This is a genomic window from Castellaniella defragrans, from assembly GCF_014203015.1.
In the GTDB taxonomy this organism is placed as follows: Bacteria; Pseudomonadota; Gammaproteobacteria; order Burkholderiales; family Burkholderiaceae_B; genus Castellaniella; species Castellaniella defragrans.
On record NZ_JACHIB010000003.1, the window covers coordinates 70113 to 85647 of the forward strand.

General features: G+C 67.3%; 18 protein-coding genes. 5 read left to right on the top strand and 13 right to left on the bottom strand.

Features of this window, described 5'->3' with window-relative positions; genetic code table 11:
* Positions 1-67 precede the first annotated feature (67 nt).
* The 3 genes from HNR28_RS02910 to HNR28_RS02920 all read right to left on the bottom strand — a co-directional run bounded on the left by HNR28_RS02910 (position 68) and on the right by HNR28_RS02920 (position 1689).
* Positions 68-784, bottom strand: coding sequence for a DUF5983 family protein (locus tag HNR28_RS02910; protein ID WP_023443918.1), 717 nt, complete (start codon positions 782-784; stop codon positions 68-70).
* 250 nt (positions 785-1034) lie between these two features.
* Positions 1035-1427: a hypothetical protein gene (locus tag HNR28_RS02915; protein WP_020308039.1), complete on the bottom strand. Its 393-nt coding sequence runs from the start codon at positions 1425-1427 to the stop codon at positions 1035-1037.
* Between the two features lie 46 nt (positions 1428-1473).
* Positions 1474-1689, bottom strand: a complete 216-nt coding sequence (locus HNR28_RS02920) for a hypothetical protein (protein ID WP_020308037.1) — start codon at positions 1687-1689, stop codon at positions 1474-1476.
* A gap of 349 nt (positions 1690-2038) precedes the next feature.
* Between HNR28_RS02920 and HNR28_RS02925 the strand changes: the two genes are divergently transcribed.
* Genes HNR28_RS02925 through arsN2 form a run of 5 tightly spaced genes read left to right on the top strand, consistent with a single transcriptional unit; the run spans position 2039 to position 5282 of the window.
* A complete protein-coding gene (locus HNR28_RS02925; protein WP_024537143.1) occupies positions 2039-2368 on the top strand; it encodes an ArsR/SmtB family transcription factor in 330 nt (109 codons plus the stop codon).
* A gap of 11 nt (positions 2369-2379) precedes the next feature.
* Positions 2380-2844 (top strand): ArsI/CadI family heavy metal resistance metalloenzyme, encoded by a 465-nt coding sequence (locus HNR28_RS02930; protein ID WP_011829938.1) that lies wholly within the window; start codon positions 2380-2382, stop codon positions 2842-2844.
* Positions 2845-2856: 12 nt separating this feature from the next.
* Complete coding sequence (locus tag HNR28_RS02935) at positions 2857-3354, top strand: arsenate reductase ArsC (RefSeq protein ID WP_027350506.1); 498 nt, start codon at positions 2857-2859, stop codon at positions 3352-3354.
* A 9-nt stretch (positions 3355-3363) separates the two neighbouring features.
* Entirely contained in the window at positions 3364-4455 is a 1092-nt protein-coding gene (gene arsB, locus HNR28_RS02940; protein WP_011829936.1) for an ACR3 family arsenite efflux transporter, read from the top strand.
* Positions 4452-5282 carry an arsenic resistance N-acetyltransferase ArsN2 gene (gene arsN2, locus HNR28_RS02945; RefSeq protein WP_024537140.1) on the top strand — a complete coding sequence of 277 codons (831 nt, stop codon included), beginning with the start codon at positions 4452-4454 and terminating at the stop codon, positions 5280-5282. The genes arsB and arsN2 overlap by 4 nt, the downstream gene beginning before the upstream one ends.
* Before the next feature lie 524 nt (positions 5283-5806).
* Here arsN2 and HNR28_RS02950 read toward each other — a convergent pair.
* The 10 genes from HNR28_RS02950 to HNR28_RS02995 form a co-directional block, all read right to left on the bottom strand.
* Entirely contained in the window at positions 5807-7822 is a 2016-nt protein-coding gene (locus tag HNR28_RS02950; protein ID WP_151023692.1) for a DNA topoisomerase III, read from the bottom strand.
* A 295-nt stretch (positions 7823-8117) separates the two neighbouring features.
* Positions 8118-8501, bottom strand: coding sequence for a single-stranded DNA-binding protein (locus HNR28_RS02955; RefSeq protein WP_141984818.1), 384 nt, complete (start codon positions 8499-8501; stop codon positions 8118-8120).
* Positions 8498-9049 (bottom strand): DUF3158 family protein, encoded by a 552-nt coding sequence (locus HNR28_RS02960; RefSeq protein WP_151023691.1) that lies wholly within the window; start codon positions 9047-9049, stop codon positions 8498-8500. Before HNR28_RS02960 ends, HNR28_RS02955 begins: the two co-directional genes overlap by 4 nt.
* The gene (locus HNR28_RS02965) at positions 9046-9834 is read right to left on the bottom strand and encodes a PFL_4669 family integrating conjugative element protein (protein ID WP_023434593.1); all 789 of its coding nucleotides are present in this window, start codon (positions 9832-9834) and stop codon (positions 9046-9048) included. The genes HNR28_RS02960 and HNR28_RS02965 overlap by 4 nt, the downstream gene beginning before the upstream one ends.
* A gap of 188 nt (positions 9835-10022) precedes the next feature.
* Complete coding sequence (locus tag HNR28_RS02970; RefSeq protein WP_170288399.1) at positions 10023-10775, bottom strand: OST-HTH/LOTUS domain-containing protein; 753 nt, start codon at positions 10773-10775, stop codon at positions 10023-10025.
* 238 nt (positions 10776-11013) lie between these two features.
* Positions 11014-12198 (bottom strand): STY4528 family pathogenicity island replication protein, encoded by a 1185-nt coding sequence (locus tag HNR28_RS02975; protein ID WP_151023689.1) that lies wholly within the window; start codon positions 12196-12198, stop codon positions 11014-11016.
* Positions 12195-12761, bottom strand: coding sequence for a DUF2857 domain-containing protein (locus HNR28_RS02980; protein ID WP_151023688.1), 567 nt, complete (start codon positions 12759-12761; stop codon positions 12195-12197). Before HNR28_RS02980 ends, HNR28_RS02975 begins: the two co-directional genes overlap by 4 nt.
* Positions 12762-12778: 17 nt before the next feature.
* Positions 12779-14437: a ParB family protein gene (locus tag HNR28_RS02985; protein ID WP_151023687.1), complete on the bottom strand. Its 1659-nt coding sequence runs from the start codon at positions 14435-14437 to the stop codon at positions 12779-12781.
* Positions 14430-14666 (bottom strand): type II toxin-antitoxin system HicA family toxin, encoded by a 237-nt coding sequence (locus tag HNR28_RS02990; protein ID WP_013982111.1) that lies wholly within the window; start codon positions 14664-14666, stop codon positions 14430-14432. The genes HNR28_RS02985 and HNR28_RS02990 overlap by 8 nt, the downstream gene beginning before the upstream one ends.
* The gene (locus HNR28_RS02995) at positions 14650-15516 is read right to left on the bottom strand and encodes a ParA family protein (protein WP_033986188.1); all 867 of its coding nucleotides are present in this window, start codon (positions 15514-15516) and stop codon (positions 14650-14652) included. The genes HNR28_RS02990 and HNR28_RS02995 overlap by 17 nt, the downstream gene beginning before the upstream one ends.
* Positions 15517-15535 lie beyond the last annotated feature (19 nt).

The window sequence follows — 15535 nt, forward strand, 5'->3', positions numbered from 1 at the left end:
CAATGCGCCGGCACCGCGTTCCGCGAAAAAGAAGAGCCCCGACGTGGGGGCTCGAATGGGTTGCGGGTTACTCGTCGTCGTAGAGCGTCAGCCCGTCCAGCACGGGCGCGTCGGCATCGAACACCAACATGCGAACGTCGGCGAGCGCAGCCAGGTGCAACACTTCCACGAGGGACTCCGGCACGCCCTTGGCCCGGTGCTCCTGCCGCAGCTCTTCGGCGGTGATGCCCTCGACATGCTGCAGGTTCGCATCCGTCCAGGGGGTGGCGATCAGCTTCACGCCGACCGCCGGGCTGTAGGGAATGCGGAAGGCGACGAACAGAAAGCCGCTCGGCGTGGCGACGTCCGCCAGTTCGGCGAGGAAGCGGCCGGCCTCCTCGGTGATGTGCGCCGAACTGATTTCCCAGGCACGGCTGTAGAAGCCGGTCTCGAAGCGCAGGCGCCGCACCACCTCGCGCGCGGCTTCCTCGGAGTAGGTATCGCCGACGTGCAGCGGCTGGCCGGCTTCTTCGGCCATGACGGCGTAGACGAGGTTTCGGGCGATACCGTGGCTGGGGCACTGCGCGTCCAGCTCGGGCGGCACGTTCTGGCCTTCCGTGATCAGCGCGAAGTCGTCGCAGAAGACGCAGGCATGGCGCTCGACCTGGCTGTCCGGCAGGTGCGACTGCGAGACGTGCAGCGGCAGGTAGCTCAGCGGGCAGTCGTCGTCGTAGGAAATCGCCAGCAGCCGCTGCACGGACAGGCCATCGTAGCCGCGGGCGAAGGGATTGTTGGAATGGGACATGGGATTCCTCCAGCAGAGGATGGCCGAGGCAATCCCCTGCCGGGGATTGAACCCCAGCGAGTGGATGAAGTGGCAACCGGTCAGCCGGCCGCGGCGTCGGGCCGCCCTGGTGGCGGGCGGTGCAGGTCAGTGGAAGATGGTGATTCGGGACATGGCCGCTCCTGCGAAAAGAAGGAGGGACATGGCCCCGAACGAGGACGCATGTCCCTCGTGGGGTGGGATGAAAAGACGGTGGGTTGCCAGGCGCGGCTCACCAGCCGTTGTAGTGCAGCGTGAGGTCAGCGATGACCTGGCGCCGTTCCAGATCGAGGCCGCCGAAGTCGGACAGCCCCTCGAAGCCGCAACGCTTGAGCATCGCGCCGCCCTCGCGGGCGTTGTAGAAGCTCACCATCGCGGACAGGAACATGCGTTGACCGCTGCTCAGCACGCCCAAGGCGTCGTTGAGCATCAGCATGTTGGGCCGCAGGTCCCACTTGGTGGTGGCACGCTGCAGACCTTCGCGTGTGCCGTCGCCGAACCACTCGTGACCGGCGATCTGCGCGCCGCGCTTCCAGGCCTCGAAGAAGGCCTGCGGTGCAGCGTCGAAGTGCGCCTGTTCCAGCGCCATCTGATCGAGCACGTCTTCGGATAAAGACAGATTCATGAGAGAACTCCTTGAAGGGTGGGAATCAGGGGTGAGCGCGCTGTGTCTAGGCATGGGTATCCAGGGCGCGCTGTGCTGCGAGGTGGTTCGGGAAATACTCGACGGACTCCCGCGATACCGGGCCTTCGTCGTCTTGTGTGCCGATGTAGTGGCCGGCCGCGCTGCGCAGCACCTGTAGCGGCAAACGCTTGCCGGTCCAGGTCAGCGCCAGCGCACCACTGCGCACTGCGGTTGCAGAGGAAGATGCGGAAGGTTCAGACATGCCGTGCTCCTTGGTGGGTCGGGGAGCACGCATCCCGCAGGGGATGGGGTTCCCCTCGGGTGGTTGAGAAAAGTGCATCGTCGCCAGGCCGGCGAGCGTCCGCGGTGGGCGATGCAAAGCGGACTGGTTCGGTCAACGCGGCGAACCGCGTTGCAGTCTTGAAGACCGAGACTGCCAGGGCATGCCGCTGACGACGGTCAGCAACGCATGAGGGTGAGCTTCGGACTATCAGATAGCCGCGTCACGCAGCAATCGGGCGCAGTGGCGTCCCCGATTGGGGTCGGGCGCGCCCGGTCCTCTATTGCGATGTGCCTGCACCATTATTCAATAGATGTTGTATTATTGAACTATGAACGAGACCCAAGCCGTTTCCGCCCTGGGCGCCCTGGCCCACACCCAGCGCCTTCGCGTGTTCCGCGCCCTGGTCGTCGCCGGCCCCGAAGGGCTCACGCCCAGCGTCCTAGCCGACCAGCTCGACGTGGCCCGCAACACCCTGTCCTTCCATCTGAAGGAGCTGGCCCATGCCGGCCTCGTCACCATCGAGCAACAGGGCCGCAACCTGATCTACCGCGCCGACTTCGCCCACATGAACGGGCTGCTCGGCTACCTGACCGAGCACTGCTGCCAAGGTGGCGTGTGCGAGGCCAATGAATCCACCCGTGCCTGCGCCTCCTGCTGAAAGGAACCTCCATGAAACGCTTCCACGTCCACCTGCACGTCGATGACCTGAATCGCAGCATCGGCTTCTATTCCCAACTGTTCGCCGCGCAGCCGGCTCGCATCGAGGCCGACTACGCGAAGTGGATGCTCGAAGACCCGCCGGTCAACTTCGCCATCTCCACGCGCGGCAGCAAGCCGGGCATCGACCACCTGGGCATCCAGACCGATGACGCCGACGAACTCACCGCCCTGAAGGCCCGCGCGCAGGCTGCCGACATGGCGCTGCTCGACGAAGGCACCACGACCTGCTGCTATGCACGCAGTGAGAAGCACTGGGTCACCGACCCGCAGGGCGTGGCCTGGGAGCATTTCCACACGCTGGGCAACATCCCCGTGTTCAACGAAGCGCCGCAGCCCGCGCCGAGCACAGCTCCAGCTTGCTGCGCGCCGAGTGACAGTCGCGCCGCCGCGAAACGGGCTGCTTCTTGCTGCTGACGCGAGGCATCGATGACGACTGAAACCACCTACAACGCGCTGTTCATCTGCACCGGAAATTCGGCGCGTTCCATCCTGGCCGAAGGCATCCTCAACGAACTGGGCCTGGGACGGTTTCGCGCCTACTCGGCGGGGAGCCACCCCAAGAGCGAAGTCCACCCGCTGGCGCTCGCCACGCTGGAGCGCCTGCGCCTGCCAACGACCGGCTACCGCAGCAAGAGCTGGGACGAATTCGTGGCGCCCGGTGCGCCGGTGTTCGATTTCATCTTCACCGTCTGCGACAACGCCGCTGGCGAGGTGTGTCCCGTATGGCCGGGCAAGCCGGTGTCGGCCCATTGGGGCGTGCCCGATCCGGCCGCCGTCGAAGGCAGCGAGGAACAGCAGCGCAAGGCGTTCATGGACGCCGCGTTGACGCTCAAGCGTCGCATCGAGCTGTTCCTGTCGCTGCCGCTCCAACGGCTCGATGCCATGTCGCTGCAGCATGAGCTGCGCGTCATCGGCAAGCAGTGAGGTAGCACGATGACCGTACAGACAGAAGCCGTCGCCGCCACGCCATCGTTCTCGATGAGCATCTTCGAGCGCTACCTGACGGTGTGGGTGCTGCTGTGCATCGTCGCCGGCATCGCCCTGGGCCAGCTCGCGCCTGGCGCGTTCCAGGCCGTCGGCCGCATGGAAGTGGCCCAGGTCAACCTGCCGGTCGGCCTGCTCATATGGGTCATGGTGATCCCAATGCTGCTCAAGGTGGATTTCGGCGCGCTCGGCCAGGTTCGCCAGCACTGGCGTGGCATCGGCGTGACGCTGTTCGTCAACTGGGCGGTCAAGCCGTTCTCGATGGCACTGCTGGCCTGGCTGTTCATCCGCCACGTCTTCGCCGACTGGCTGCCGGCCGACCAGCTCGACAGCTACGTCGCCGGCCTGATCCTGCTGGCCGCCGCACCGTGCACAGCGATGGTGTTCGTGTGGAGCCGACTGACCGGCGGCGACCCGGTATTCACTCTGTCGCAGGTGGCGCTGAACGACACCATCATGGTGTTCGCCTTCGCGCCCATCGTCGGGCTGCTGCTGGGCCTGTCGGCGATCACCGTGCCGTGGGACACGCTGCTGACCTCAGTGGTGCTCTACATCATCATCCCCGTCGTCCTCGCGCAGGTGTGGCGCCGCTCGCTGCTGCGTCGTGGACAGGCCGCGTTCGACCGCGCGCTGGAGCGCCTCGGCCCGCTCTCAATCGCAGCGCTGCTGCTGACGCTGGTGTTGCTATTCGCCTTCCAGGGCCAGGCCATCCTGCGACAGCCGCTGGTGATCGCCATGCTCGCCGTGCCCATTCTGATCCAGGTGTTCTTCAATTCCGGCCTCGCCTACTGGCTCAACCGCAGGGTCGGCGAGAAGCACAACATCGCGTGTCCCTCGGCGTTGATCGGTGCCAGCAACTTTTTCGAGCTGGCAGTGGCAGCGGCCATCAGCCTGTTCGGCTTCCATTCCGGCGCGGCCCTCGCCACCGTGGTCGGCGTGCTGATCGAAGTGCCGGTGATGCTGCTGGTGGTGCGCGTGGTCAACCGTTCCCGCGCCTGGTACGAACAGGCCCCGCGCAACGCAGCGAGGCATCCGGCATGAGTACCGTCACGATCTACCACAACCCGGACTGCGGCACGTCGCGCAACACGCTGGCGCTGATCCGCGCCAGCGGCATCGAGCCCACGGTCATCGAGTACCTGAAGACGCCGCCCGACCGCGAGACCTTGAAGGCGCTGATCGCGCGGATGGGCATGGGCGTGCGGGATGTGTTGCGCATCAAGGGCACGCCCTACAAGGAACTGGGCCTGGATGCCGCGCATTGGAGCGACGACCAGTTGATCGATCAGATGCTGGCGTACCCGATCCTCATCAATAGGCCCATCGTGGTGTCGCGCTCGGGCGTGCGCCTGTGCCGCCCCTCGGACATGGTGATCGACCTGCTGCCGCAACGACCGGCGGGCGAGAACCGCAAGGAGGATGGCACGCCGCTGCTGGTGGATACGCCGATCGCCGGCAGCGACCCGGACCTCGCCCTGGCTTTGCAAGAGGCCGTGCTTCCCACGGACGACCTGGCCGAACCAGGGCGCAGCTTCTTCGCCTATGCCACGGTGTCCGGCGAGCGCGTGGGCTACGGCGGCTTCGAGCGCCTGGGCCGAGACGTGCTCGTGCGCTCCCTGGTGGTGCTGCCACACGCACGCCATCGCGGCATCGGCGGCGGAATGTTCGCACTGCTGCTGCGCCGTGCCTTCGACGAGGGCGGGCGCGACGCCTGGTTGCTGACCACGACGGCTGCGCCGTTCTTCGAGCGCGCGGGCTTCAAGCCAATCGAGCGCAGCGCCGCACCGGCGGCCATCCTTGCCACACGGCAGGCCGCAAGCCTTTGTCCTTCGAGCGCCGTGCTGCTTGGACGTCGAATGTCACTGTGATGTGCCCTCACAAGGACATCCCGGGACACAGAGGTGCATCAGTGAAATGACTAATCGCCGAAGGCCACGCGGGCCTTCGGCTGGAGAGGAAGGAAAACCACCTGTGGGCTGCGTCAGCGCGGGCCGTCGTCAAAGCCGTTCGCTGCATCAGCAATCGCACCCGGCCCGTTTCGTGGCTGGGGCCGGAAACCTTTGGCACGCATACGCGCACAAAGGGAGCCCGTTGTTCCGCCGGCGGGCACCGGCACCGAATACCGTCGACCGCAAGCGGTCTCCTGGCGCCTCGCAGTTTTGCACACCAAGGCGTCAGGAGACCGCTCGCGTATCGGCGGAAGCACGTCGATCAGCGGAACCGCGGCGAACGCGATCCGGGGAGAAATGACCTTCTCGCCCAGCAGGCCGTGATGGGCCTGCAGGACGCGCACACCGTTGCAGAAGGGAACGCGCGCTGGGGAGTCCCGCGGGGTGCGGGAGGTTTGCCCCGCCGTCGGCAGCAGCCGGCGTGGCAGAGGGAAACGTGGGCGTCAGCTCGCCTTCGGAGACCGACGCCGCGGGCTTGGCGCTGCGGGCTTGCCTGTCGCGGTTTCGACCGGCTCCGTGCCCTTGCAGTCCGGGTAGCGGCTGCACGACCAGAACGCGCCGTTCTTGCCGCTGCGCTGGCGCATCGGGGCGCCGCACTGCGGGCAGTTCGGCGCGGGCGGCAGCTTGAGGTCGAGCGTGGCGCCGCGGTACTGCTGCACGAGCTGGGCGACCCAGCTCGATTGCTTGGCGATGAAGGTGTCCAACGTCATCTGGCCGGCCTCGATCATGTCCAGTGCCTGCTCCCACACCGCCGTGGTCCCCGGGTCGGCGATGGCCGCCGGCACGGCGTCGATCAACGTGAAGGCCGCATCCGATGCGCGGATGGCGCGGCCTTTCTTCAAGAGATAGCCGCGGGCCAGCAGCCCGCTGATGATGTTGGCGCGCGTGGCCTCGGTGCCGATGCCCGTGGTGTCCTTCAGCTTCTGCTTCAGGCGCGGGTCAGTCACGAGCTTGGCGACGCCCTTCATGGCCTTGACCAGCTCGCCCTGCGTGTAGGGCTTGGGCGGCAGCGTCTTCAATGCCTTCAGCTCGACCTCGCCGACCTGACAGGCATCGCCAGCCTTCAACGCTGGCAATACTTGGCCGCGCCGTGCATCCTCTCCGTCCGTGTCGTCAAGGGCCGGCGCCGCCAGCACCTGGCGCCATCCGGCCGTCGCGATCTGCTTGCCGACCGCCACCAGCGACTGCCCGCCGAACGTGAGCTGCGCCACCGTCCGGTCAAACTCGTGATGCGGCAGGAACTGCGCGAGGTAGTGGGCGCGGATCAGCCGGTAGACGGCCAACTCCTTGTCGGTCATCGCCGAGAGGTTGGCTGGCTCCAGCGTGGGGATGATGCCGTGATGCGCCGTGACCTTGCCGTCGTTCCACGCTCGCGAACGCTGCTGGCGGTCCAGGCGGTCGATCAACGGCCGCAGGCTGGGATCGGTCTTGACCAGGCTGTCGAGCACGGCCGGCACCTCGGCCAGCATGCTCTCGGGCAGGTAGCCCGAATCCGAGCGCGGATACGTCGTCGCCTTGTGCGTCTCGTACAGCGCCTGGGCAATGTCCAGCGTCTCCTGCACGTCGAGGCCCAATTGCTTGGAACACACCTCCTGCAGGGTGCCGAGGTCGAACGGCAGGGGCGGCCCTTCGCGCACGCGCTCGGTCTCCACCGACAGCACCTGGGCGGTGCCGGCCGCGCGCAGGAATTCCGCTGCCTGCTGCGCCACCGGCTGCTGCAAGCAGCGGTCGGCGTCGTCGGTGCTGCCCTGTGGCGGCGTCCAGCTTGCGACGAAGGACTGGCCCGCATGCGACAGCGCCACCTCGATGGCCCAGAACGGCACGGAGACAAAGCGCGCGATCTCGCGATCACGGTCCACCACCAGCTTAAGCGTCGGCGTCTGCACGCGCCCGACCGATAGCACGCCGTTGTAGCCGGCTTGGCGCCCTAGCAACGTGAACAGGCGGCTCAAGTTCATCCCGATCAGCCAGTCGGCACGCGATCGGGCGAGCGCGGAGAAGTACAGCGGCATCGTCTCGGCGGACGGCTTGAGCGTGCTCAGGGCCTTGCGGATCGATGCATCGTTGAGCGCCGAAAGCCACAGCCGCTGGATCGGTCCGCGGTAACCACACAGATCGATGATTTCGCGGGCGATCATCTCGCCTTCGCGGTCGGCGTCAGTCGCGATCACCAGCTCGCCCGCCTTGGCGACGAGCTGCTGCACGACCTTGAACTGCGCCGCGGTCGCCGCCTTGGGCTCGACACGCCAGCGCTCGGGAAGAATGGGCAGTTGTTCGATGGCCCAGCGCTTGTACTGCTCGCCGTAGCCTTCGGGCGGAACCGCCTCGACCAGATGACCGATGCACCAGGTCACGACGACACCCGCGCCGCTGTAGCAGCCGTTGCCGCGTTGAACGGCACCCAGCACACGGGCGATGTCCTTGCCCTGGGACGGCTTCTCGCACAGGAACACGCGCATGAAGCCTCCTTGGAAATGTGCGGTTCATCGGATGGGCGTCAGCTTGGCGGGGCCAGGAGATGCCGGCAGCAAGGAAGCCGATTGATGCAGACACCGCTTTGTGATCGGCAGGCGGCCCGTTGCCGCAGCAGTGTGCATAGACCGCAGGAGCTGGCACAGCAAGAGCGTCGTTTCGGGAGGGCGGCTGGAACTCTGTGGACGACCTTGGAGCTATCCCCTGGGGATAGCTCGCTGGTGCATCGCGGGCGTATGACGGTTGCTACAGCCGCCCTCGGGGGAACGGCGATGGAGCGAATTACTGTCCGCCGGCGAGCTTGGCGCTGAGCGCCACCGACTCGATGCGGTACGGCAGGATGCCCACGCGCCGCGCCTCGACCTTGAAGGTCACCCGTTCGTTCTCGTCGGCGTCCTCCCATTCGTCGCGCACGGTGCGGCCCTCGACCAGCACCCGCATACCTTTCTGGTACAGCGTCTTCCAGTGCTCGGCGTCGCGGTGCCACAGCTCCACCGGCGCCCAGAAGCCGCCGCGATCTTCGTACTCGCCGTCCTTCTTCGGGATCGGGTTGTCGAAATAGACGTTCAGGCGCAGCAGCCGGCGCGGCTCGTCGTTGCCGTTCGGGAATTCGCGGCAGTCCGGCGCAGAGCCGATGTTGCCCTCGCCAACAAAGTGCGTGCTCATGGTGACTCCTTGGGGCTGGTGGTGCGGATGGGCGCGGCGTGCCCATGAACACGCCGCAGGTAAGCCGCTTCGGCCTGGGCGGCCTTGCTGGCGCATTCCAGGGCTTGGCGAGCGATGCTGTGGGTCAGGCTGATCTGCATGTTCAGCACGATGCGCTGCAGTTCGATCGCGTACAGCTCGTCGATCAGCGCGGCCGGCGTCGCGGGGTTGGCCAGCAGGGCCTCCCACAACGCCACGCCCATGGAGGAACGGTCGAGGTTGCGCCAGCGCAGGAAGGTCGTCCCTGCGCCAGTGGCCTGCTGGGCCAGTTGCACGTGGAGCAGGCTGAAGGGGTAGGCGCGCGCCTGGGGCAGCACGCGCCGCTGCGCCAGGCCAATCACGTCGTCGCGCAGCGCTGCGCACTGGCTGGCCCAGGTCTCCAGACTCCCCTTACCCTTAAAAGGCTGTAAAAGGCCTTTTAGGTAGCCTGCGTGTTCCAGCCGCTGGAAGTCCGCCTGTTCCAGCGCCACGAAGCGCGTGGAGTGGCTGATGGGGATCGATGCTGTCATGCGCCAGCACCCTCATCGCCCGCGGCACCATCGGCTGCGCCACCCGTGGGAGCCTGCGCATCGGGCACGATGGCAGGCGCAGCAGGCGGCGTGCCGGGCTTGTTCGACCGCCGCGCGATGGGTGGCGCGAAGCGCGAGCGGCGCGTGCCTTCCAGCACGTCCTGCGGCAACTCGCCGAACTTCTCCAGCGCCGCTCGCGCCGCCGCGTTCTTCGCCGCGAAGTCGTCGCGCGTCGTGCCCGAGTAGCGGTACTGCTGGGCCAGCGAGAACAGGCTGCGCAGCGCGTGCGCACCATCATTGAGCCAGCGCTCCAAGGTGCTGCGGTCGATCAGCGCCGTGTGGTGCGCCAGGATGAGTTTGCGTGCCAGGTCGTCGTAGTCGGCCAGCAGATACACCGCCATGAAGCCGAGCTGGGCGTTCACGAACAGCGGCAGCTTCACCGGCTGCACGTTCATGTTCTCGCCCAGGGACAGCGCCGCTGGCACGTCGGCCAAGGCCTGATCCACCTGTTCGCGCAGGGTCTGCAGACGGGTCTTGGTGTCGGCGAGCTTGTCCTCGATCCGCAGCATCCACCAGTCCGAGTACGGGTCGTCCTGCTCGGCGCCGCGCTTCATCTTGTTCATGGCGCCGATGAAGCCGTTGAGACCGATGATGCCTGGGCGCCCCTCGGTCGGCGCGCGGCCGTGCCAGATGCGCGAAGCGTGGTGCGTGTGCAGCGTCAGCGACATCGCGCTGCGCAGAGATCCGAGATTCAGTTGCAGGGGTTCTGTGCGTTCGTTGGCCATGGGAGCGACTCGCGGTGAAGGGGCGAGTCGCCAGCATCGGCATCGGCCGGAAGGCTGTCAGTCAACAAACCGCAGCCCACGCGCGCCCGGTTTGTTCGGCACGGAAGGCTGTGTGTGCCGGCTATCCCCTGGGGATAGCTCGGCGGAGTTGTTCGCGGCTCGCGCGGAGGTGAGACCGCGTTGCGGGGCTATGCCTCGTGAGGTCTGTACCAGGCGGCCCGTTGCCCCTCCACCTCACGGTAGCGAAGCTCGAACAGGCGGCACTCGTGCACCACCTGCCGCCAACTGCTGCAGCCGTACTTGGCTGGAAGCTGCTCGGGATGCCGGTCTGCGATCCAGCGGCCAGCGGCGGCGATGGGTGTCCAGCCCTCGACGGCCAACTGCGCGACGGCCTCGCGCAGCGCGCGAACGATGCCGGCGGCCGGCCAGTCCACCGTGCCATCCGGCGCGATGCCATTGACCACCAGATCGTGGAACACATCCGACTGGACGAACTCCGCTGCCAGGCGCCGCGCCTGATCCATGTGCTCGGCCCAGCCGCGCAGCTGCTCGAAGTGTTGATCGATGCGCGTGTAGGCGGAGCCGAGTTCGTCCTGTGCAGCGCGGCACCCGTCCACGGTCCATAGATCGTGCTGGTCGATGAAGTGGTGCACCAGGGTGTTGCGCAGCGATACCAGGTCTTTGAGGTCGGCCTGGGTTTTGGCGTAGTCCTGCGCAGACAGGCTCAGTTGCACGCGCGTGCGAAAGGAAATCACGTCGCCGGGAAGATCGTCGTCGCGTTCCTCGCCACCATTTCCATCGGTGACGACATACGAACCAAACAGTTGTCCGACCAACGTGCCCAGGGTCTTGGTCGCGGCATCTTCAATCCGCGCTGCGCGAATGGCCTCCAGCGAATGCGCCGGGCCTGAAATCTCGTGGTGGGCCACGATGGCTTTCATGAGGCGCTCGTATTGTTGAAGGCGCAACAGGCATCTGCCCAGCAAGCGCTGAACGTCTCGCTGTAGTGGTTGCAGTGCGTTTGTGGCGGGGGAAGTCGTCATGTCCATCGTCGGCCGGGCTCGTGCGTGGCTGTCCTCGTCTGATTCACAGGCGACAGTTTCGCCTGTCGTTCGGCGGACGACAATTGAGCGCGGCGGAAAGGTGTCTGTTCCAGCTATCCCCTGGGGATAGTCAACATCAGCGATCACGCAAGGCTTCTCGGAGCTGTGCCAGGTAGGCACGTGCCACCTCGGGGTCAGCCGCACGGGATGCCGGTGGTGACGACGGCGGGGACGCTGGCGCCGCCGATGCACTTTCTCCGGCCCAGGCCTTGAACTCCCCGCGGATCGCCTTCTGGATGATGCCAAACAGGTAGCCGGCCGGGTTGCGTACCGCGCTGTTGTGGCAGCGTGCCGCCCACTCGTCGAGAACGGCCTGCCTCTGCGCCTCGTCCACCTGCTGCAGCGCCACCAGCGCGCCGGCCTGCTGCTCGTCCTTCAAGCGCAGGAAACGCTCGGGCAGCCGCAGGTTCTGCAAGGCCCTCGCGCGCGGTACTGTACGTACTTCATTTATACGATCATTACGTACTGTACGGTCCTCCTTCGGAATCCGAAGAGAGCCGTCCGGCGCGGGTTTCGGCCCTGCTTCGGATTCCGAAGACGGGCGCGCGCCATTCCGAAGGAGGGCTTCCTGGCCTTCTTCGGATTCGTGGTCCGCACCCTCCTGTGGATAACCTGGCGTCGTCCAGCCATGCCGTGCCATGCGCTGCGCGAGCACCTGCAGGCGGGTCGGCAGCGTGCGCCCGCTGAGCAGCGGGTCTTCGGCGATCTCCCGCAGCGTGTTCATGCCCACGACCTGCACCGCCTTCGCCGCGTGCGTGAGCGCTTGGCTCACCAGGCCCAGATAGTCGGGGTCGAGCTGCATCGCCTCGAAGGGCGACAGCGGTTCGTCGTGCAGCACGTAGAGGTTCCCCTGGATGCGGCCGGTCTTGGGATCGCGCCGCCGCCGCACCAGGCTGAGCCAGCGCGTCAGCCGCAGCAGCGTCAAGGCGCGCGCCACGGTCTCGTGCGAGGCTTGCGCCGCACAGGGCATGGACGCCAGATATGGGCGGAGCTGGTCGTAGGTGGGAAAGGCGGTCACGCCGTCGTCGTTGAGCTGCAGGCGGAACACCTGCCAGGCGTTGCGTTCCAGCGGGGTCAGGCGCCGGTCGAGGAACAGCCTGCGCGGCACGCTCTCATGGCGGTTGCCGCTGTAGAGGAAGCCGTCGGCGACTGGCGCGGTGCCCTGCGCCGGCTCCTTCGGCTCAAGGTGCCGCAGCGCCTCGTCGAACACCGCCGACAGCGCAACCGGGCCATCGCGCCGTGGTGCGCTGCCCGTGGTCATGGCGACACCAGCCCCTGGTCGATCCAGTTCCGTATCGCCGACCAGATCACCGACATCGGCAGGCTCATCGCCTCGGCCAGATCCATGGTCAGCGCCAGCATCGCCATGTCGTCGGTCAGGGCGATATGGCGCTCGGAGACGCCGGCCTTCCAGCGCTCCCACAAGGCCAAGTCCTGCGCCTCGTCGAGCACCGGATGCCGGCCCTTGCGCTTGGGCAGCCCGAGGATGTCGCGGCGCAGCGCCACTTCCTGATGCGTGAGGCCGTAGAACTTGCTGACCATCTCCGTGCTCGCCCCCAGGCACAGCATGCGATCCACCGTGGCGATCTCCCGCTCCACGTCGTGCACCTGGCTCAGCAGCCGCTTCACCACCTCCCGGTTCACCGACACCGAACACCACGACACCGTGGCATTCACCAGCATGCTCACGAGTTCGGGGTGCTTCAGCGCATCCAGTTCCTCCTCGCCGAAGCCCATGGCCTTGCAGCGGCGCAACTGGCCGTTGCGCAGGTCATGCAGGGCCTGGGCGATCACGGCCTGGTTGAGTGGGTGCGGTGCCGACATGCGGTAGCCTCCTGCGCTCAGGCTTCCTGGCCTGCTACGCCGGCTTCCAGATCCAGCAGCCGGCGCGCCAGGCGCAGCAGACGGAACAGCTTCACCAGCGCAGCATCGCTCAGGCGTGTGGCCGAGCCGCCATGGCCATGGAGCAGCGCCGCCAACTCATCGGCCAGCCGCGCGCGGCCCAATCCGTTCGCTGAGGGCGGTGCCGTACTCAGCGCTTGCAGAAGGGTGAGCACCGCCCGAGCAAATGCCGGCAGCGCCTTCGCCTGGTCCACGGCCGGCGCCACGCAGACGAAGCCGATGCCGCTGACGCTGGCCTCGATGTGGTCGGCGACCGCCGCTTCCTCGCCGATCTCGCGCGCGAACTGCGCGATGTGCACGCGCAGGCGATCCGGCACGTCCAGCCCCGGCTCGATGTACCAGACGTCCGAGATGGGATAGAGCCCGCCCGCCTGCACGGGGATCGCACGCAGCGCATCGGCCTCGAAGTCGGGCAGCTTGTCGCCGAGCTGGTCCGCGACCATCCGCTGGATGGACTGCAGGCGCTCGGTGGTCGGTGCCGGTGTCACGATGTGCCCTTGCAGGCGCTCGTCGCGTTGCCCGTGCTGGTCCTCCGGCGCTTCGAGCGGTGCAGGCGGTGTCGCTGCTGGCGCCGAAGGCGCGACCGGCGTGGTGTCGCGCGGCACGGACGAGGCGGGTGGCTGCTGAGGCGCGGAGACCGGCGGGGGAGGACCAGCAGGCACGACAGGCGCTGCCGGTGGCGTCGGCGCCGCCGGTTCGCTGGTCAGCGCACGCTGGCGGTTTTCGCTGTCGTTGATCTCCAGCGCCAGCGTGTCGTAGTCCGCCTCCAGCAGCTCGGCCATCTGGCCGACCAGCTCGTCCTGCACCCGCTGCGGCGAGAAGTCGTCCGGCTGTGTGTCGAACTGCGTCAGCACGTCCTGAAACAACGAGGCGAAGTCCACGGCCACGGTGCGGCCCAGCGCACGCCGCTCCCAGGTGCGCTCGCACGCCTTGCGCAGCACTGCGAGCCGGTCCACCTGATGCCGGCCCAATCCGCCGTACAGCAGCGTCGGGATCGCCGGCAGCAGATAGCGCACCGCATCGTTCATGCGGCTGATGTGTGATTGCGGCACCGGATAGCCGTCGGCCGTCAGCCGCCGCGCGAGTTCGCTCTGCGACAGCGCCTGGCCGCTTTCCTGCTCGTAGAACTCGCGCGCCTTCTCGATGCCCAAGGCCCGCTCGATGAAGGTCAGCCCGCCGCGCAGCTCGTTCTCGGCCAGATGCCCGGTCAGCGCCACGATTTCGCCGCGCGCCGGCCACGGGCGGAACAGGCACGCAATGCGGAAGAAGCGCTCCTCCTTGGTCTCGCTCCACAACTCGCGCAGGATCGCCAGCCGCGTGTTGCCGCCGTTGCGAATGATGTAGTGCGCCTCGCCCGGCCTGCGCGTGATCGCGGGGGGCGCGTCCAGCCCGCGTTCGCGGATGGACGCCTTGATCTCCGCATAGGCCGGGTTGCGCGTCACGCGCGGGTCGTGGTCGTAGGGCCGCAACTGGTCCAGCGTCACCACCATCGGCGTGTCGGCGATGGGGTCGCTCAAGGTCGCGGCCGAAGGGCCGCTGCGCTCGAAGCCGGTGGCCAGCAGCTTGGCAGCCATGTCCTGCGGCGTCAGCTCAGCCACGGCCGTTCTCCTGCGCCTGCCGGTCGGCGCGGCGAAGTTGCGCGCGGGCATTGCGGTCGGCACGGTGGTCGCTCGCAGTCGAACTGGTGTAGATCGACGCGCAGCCTGGTTTCGTGAATTTCAGGTGCCCGCCGGACGTGCGCACCACGCGCCAGCCTTCGCCCAGCGCGAACTCGATCAGCGCGCGCAGCCGTTCACGGCCGCGCGCCAGTTCATGTGCGCTCGCCATGGCTGGCCCCTCCCGCATCGGCCCGGCCGGTGACCAGCGCGAAGCGCTCCCGCCACGCGGGGAACAGCTCGCCGGCCAGCGTGCGCATGGTGTCCAGCGCCGCGGGCGCCGTGCGCCCAGCTGGCCGCCGGTACTCCACCCGATGCACCGGCAATCCTCGTGTCGCAGCGCGCGGATAGGCTTCGATGGCCGGCACGTCGGTGTCCAGCACCTGCACGCCGGCCTGTTCCTGGAACACCTGTCGCAGCGCCTGCTGGACCAGCCGCGCGTTCGACGACACCGGATGCACACGGTTGATGAGCAGGCGCAGCGGCGGCGGCTCGATGCCCAGGTGGCGATACGGCGCGATGTCCTCGATCAGTTGCAGTGTGCCGCGGCGCAGTTCGCGCGCGGCCAGAATCTCCGGCGTCACCGGTGACAGCGCCAGGTCGGACGCCAGCACCGCCATCTCCAGCAGCACGCTGCGCGCGCCCTGGGTGTCGATCAACAGCAGGTCATAGTGCGTGCGGAAGACGGGCAGCAAATGGCGCAGTCGCAGGCGCCCATCCGGAGCGTGCAGCAGCAGCGTGTTCAGTTCGCCGCGGTCGTCGTTGGAGAGCACCAGGTCCAGGCCCGCGATCGCGGTGCGTGACACCAGTTGCTCGATGCGCCGCTCGTTGAAGGCCAGCATCTCGTAGATGCCGCCGGGCGCGCGCGCGTCCAGCGTGAAGTAGCTCGACAGCGTGGGCTGCACGTCCAGGTCCAGCAGCAGCACGCGCAGCCCGGCATCGGCGATAAAGCCGCCCAGGTTGGCCGCCGTCGTGGTCTTGCCCACGCCGCCCTTGGTCGAAATGATGGACACCACCTGCATGGGCTTCTCCTCGTCGAAT

Bases quoted from the DNA above. Each gene is read 5' to 3' on its own strand.
- HNR28_RS02910 (WP_023443918.1), bottom strand. From the start codon at position 784: ATGTCCCATTCCAACAATCCCTTCGCCCGCGGCTACGATGGCCTGTCC.
- HNR28_RS02915 (WP_020308039.1), bottom strand. From the start codon at position 1,427: ATGAATCTGTCTTTATCCGAAGACGTGCTCGATCAGATGGCGCTGGAA.
- HNR28_RS02920 (WP_020308037.1), bottom strand. From the start codon at position 1,689: ATGTCTGAACCTTCCGCATCTTCCTCTGCAACCGCAGTGCGCAGTGGT.
- HNR28_RS02925 (WP_024537143.1), top strand. From the start codon at position 2,039: ATGAACGAGACCCAAGCCGTTTCCGCCCTGGGCGCCCTGGCCCACACC.
- HNR28_RS02930 (WP_011829938.1), top strand. From the start codon at position 2,380: ATGAAACGCTTCCACGTCCACCTGCACGTCGATGACCTGAATCGCAGC.
- HNR28_RS02935 (WP_027350506.1), top strand. From the start codon at position 2,857: ATGACGACTGAAACCACCTACAACGCGCTGTTCATCTGCACCGGAAAT.
- arsB (WP_011829936.1), top strand. From the start codon at position 3,364: ATGACCGTACAGACAGAAGCCGTCGCCGCCACGCCATCGTTCTCGATG.
- arsN2 (WP_024537140.1), top strand. From the start codon at position 4,452: ATGAGTACCGTCACGATCTACCACAACCCGGACTGCGGCACGTCGCGC.
- HNR28_RS02950 (WP_151023692.1), bottom strand. From the start codon at position 7,822: ATGCGCGTGTTCCTGTGCGAGAAGCCGTCCCAGGGCAAGGACATCGCC.
- HNR28_RS02955 (WP_141984818.1), bottom strand. From the start codon at position 8,501: ATGAGCACGCACTTTGTTGGCGAGGGCAACATCGGCTCTGCGCCGGAC.
- HNR28_RS02960 (WP_151023691.1), bottom strand. From the start codon at position 9,049: ATGACAGCATCGATCCCCATCAGCCACTCCACGCGCTTCGTGGCGCTG.
- HNR28_RS02965 (WP_023434593.1), bottom strand. From the start codon at position 9,834: ATGGCCAACGAACGCACAGAACCCCTGCAACTGAATCTCGGATCTCTG.
- HNR28_RS02970 (WP_170288399.1), bottom strand. From the start codon at position 10,775: ATGAAAGCCATCGTGGCCCACCACGAGATTTCAGGCCCGGCGCATTCG.
- HNR28_RS02975 (WP_151023689.1), bottom strand. From the start codon at position 12,198: ATGACCACGGGCAGCGCACCACGGCGCGATGGCCCGGTTGCGCTGTCG.
- HNR28_RS02980 (WP_151023688.1), bottom strand. From the start codon at position 12,761: ATGTCGGCACCGCACCCACTCAACCAGGCCGTGATCGCCCAGGCCCTG.
- HNR28_RS02990 (WP_013982111.1), bottom strand. From the start codon at position 14,666: ATGGCGAGCGCACATGAACTGGCGCGCGGCCGTGAACGGCTGCGCGCG.
- HNR28_RS02995 (WP_033986188.1), bottom strand. From the start codon at position 15,516: ATGCAGGTGGTGTCCATCATTTCGACCAAGGGCGGCGTGGGCAAGACC.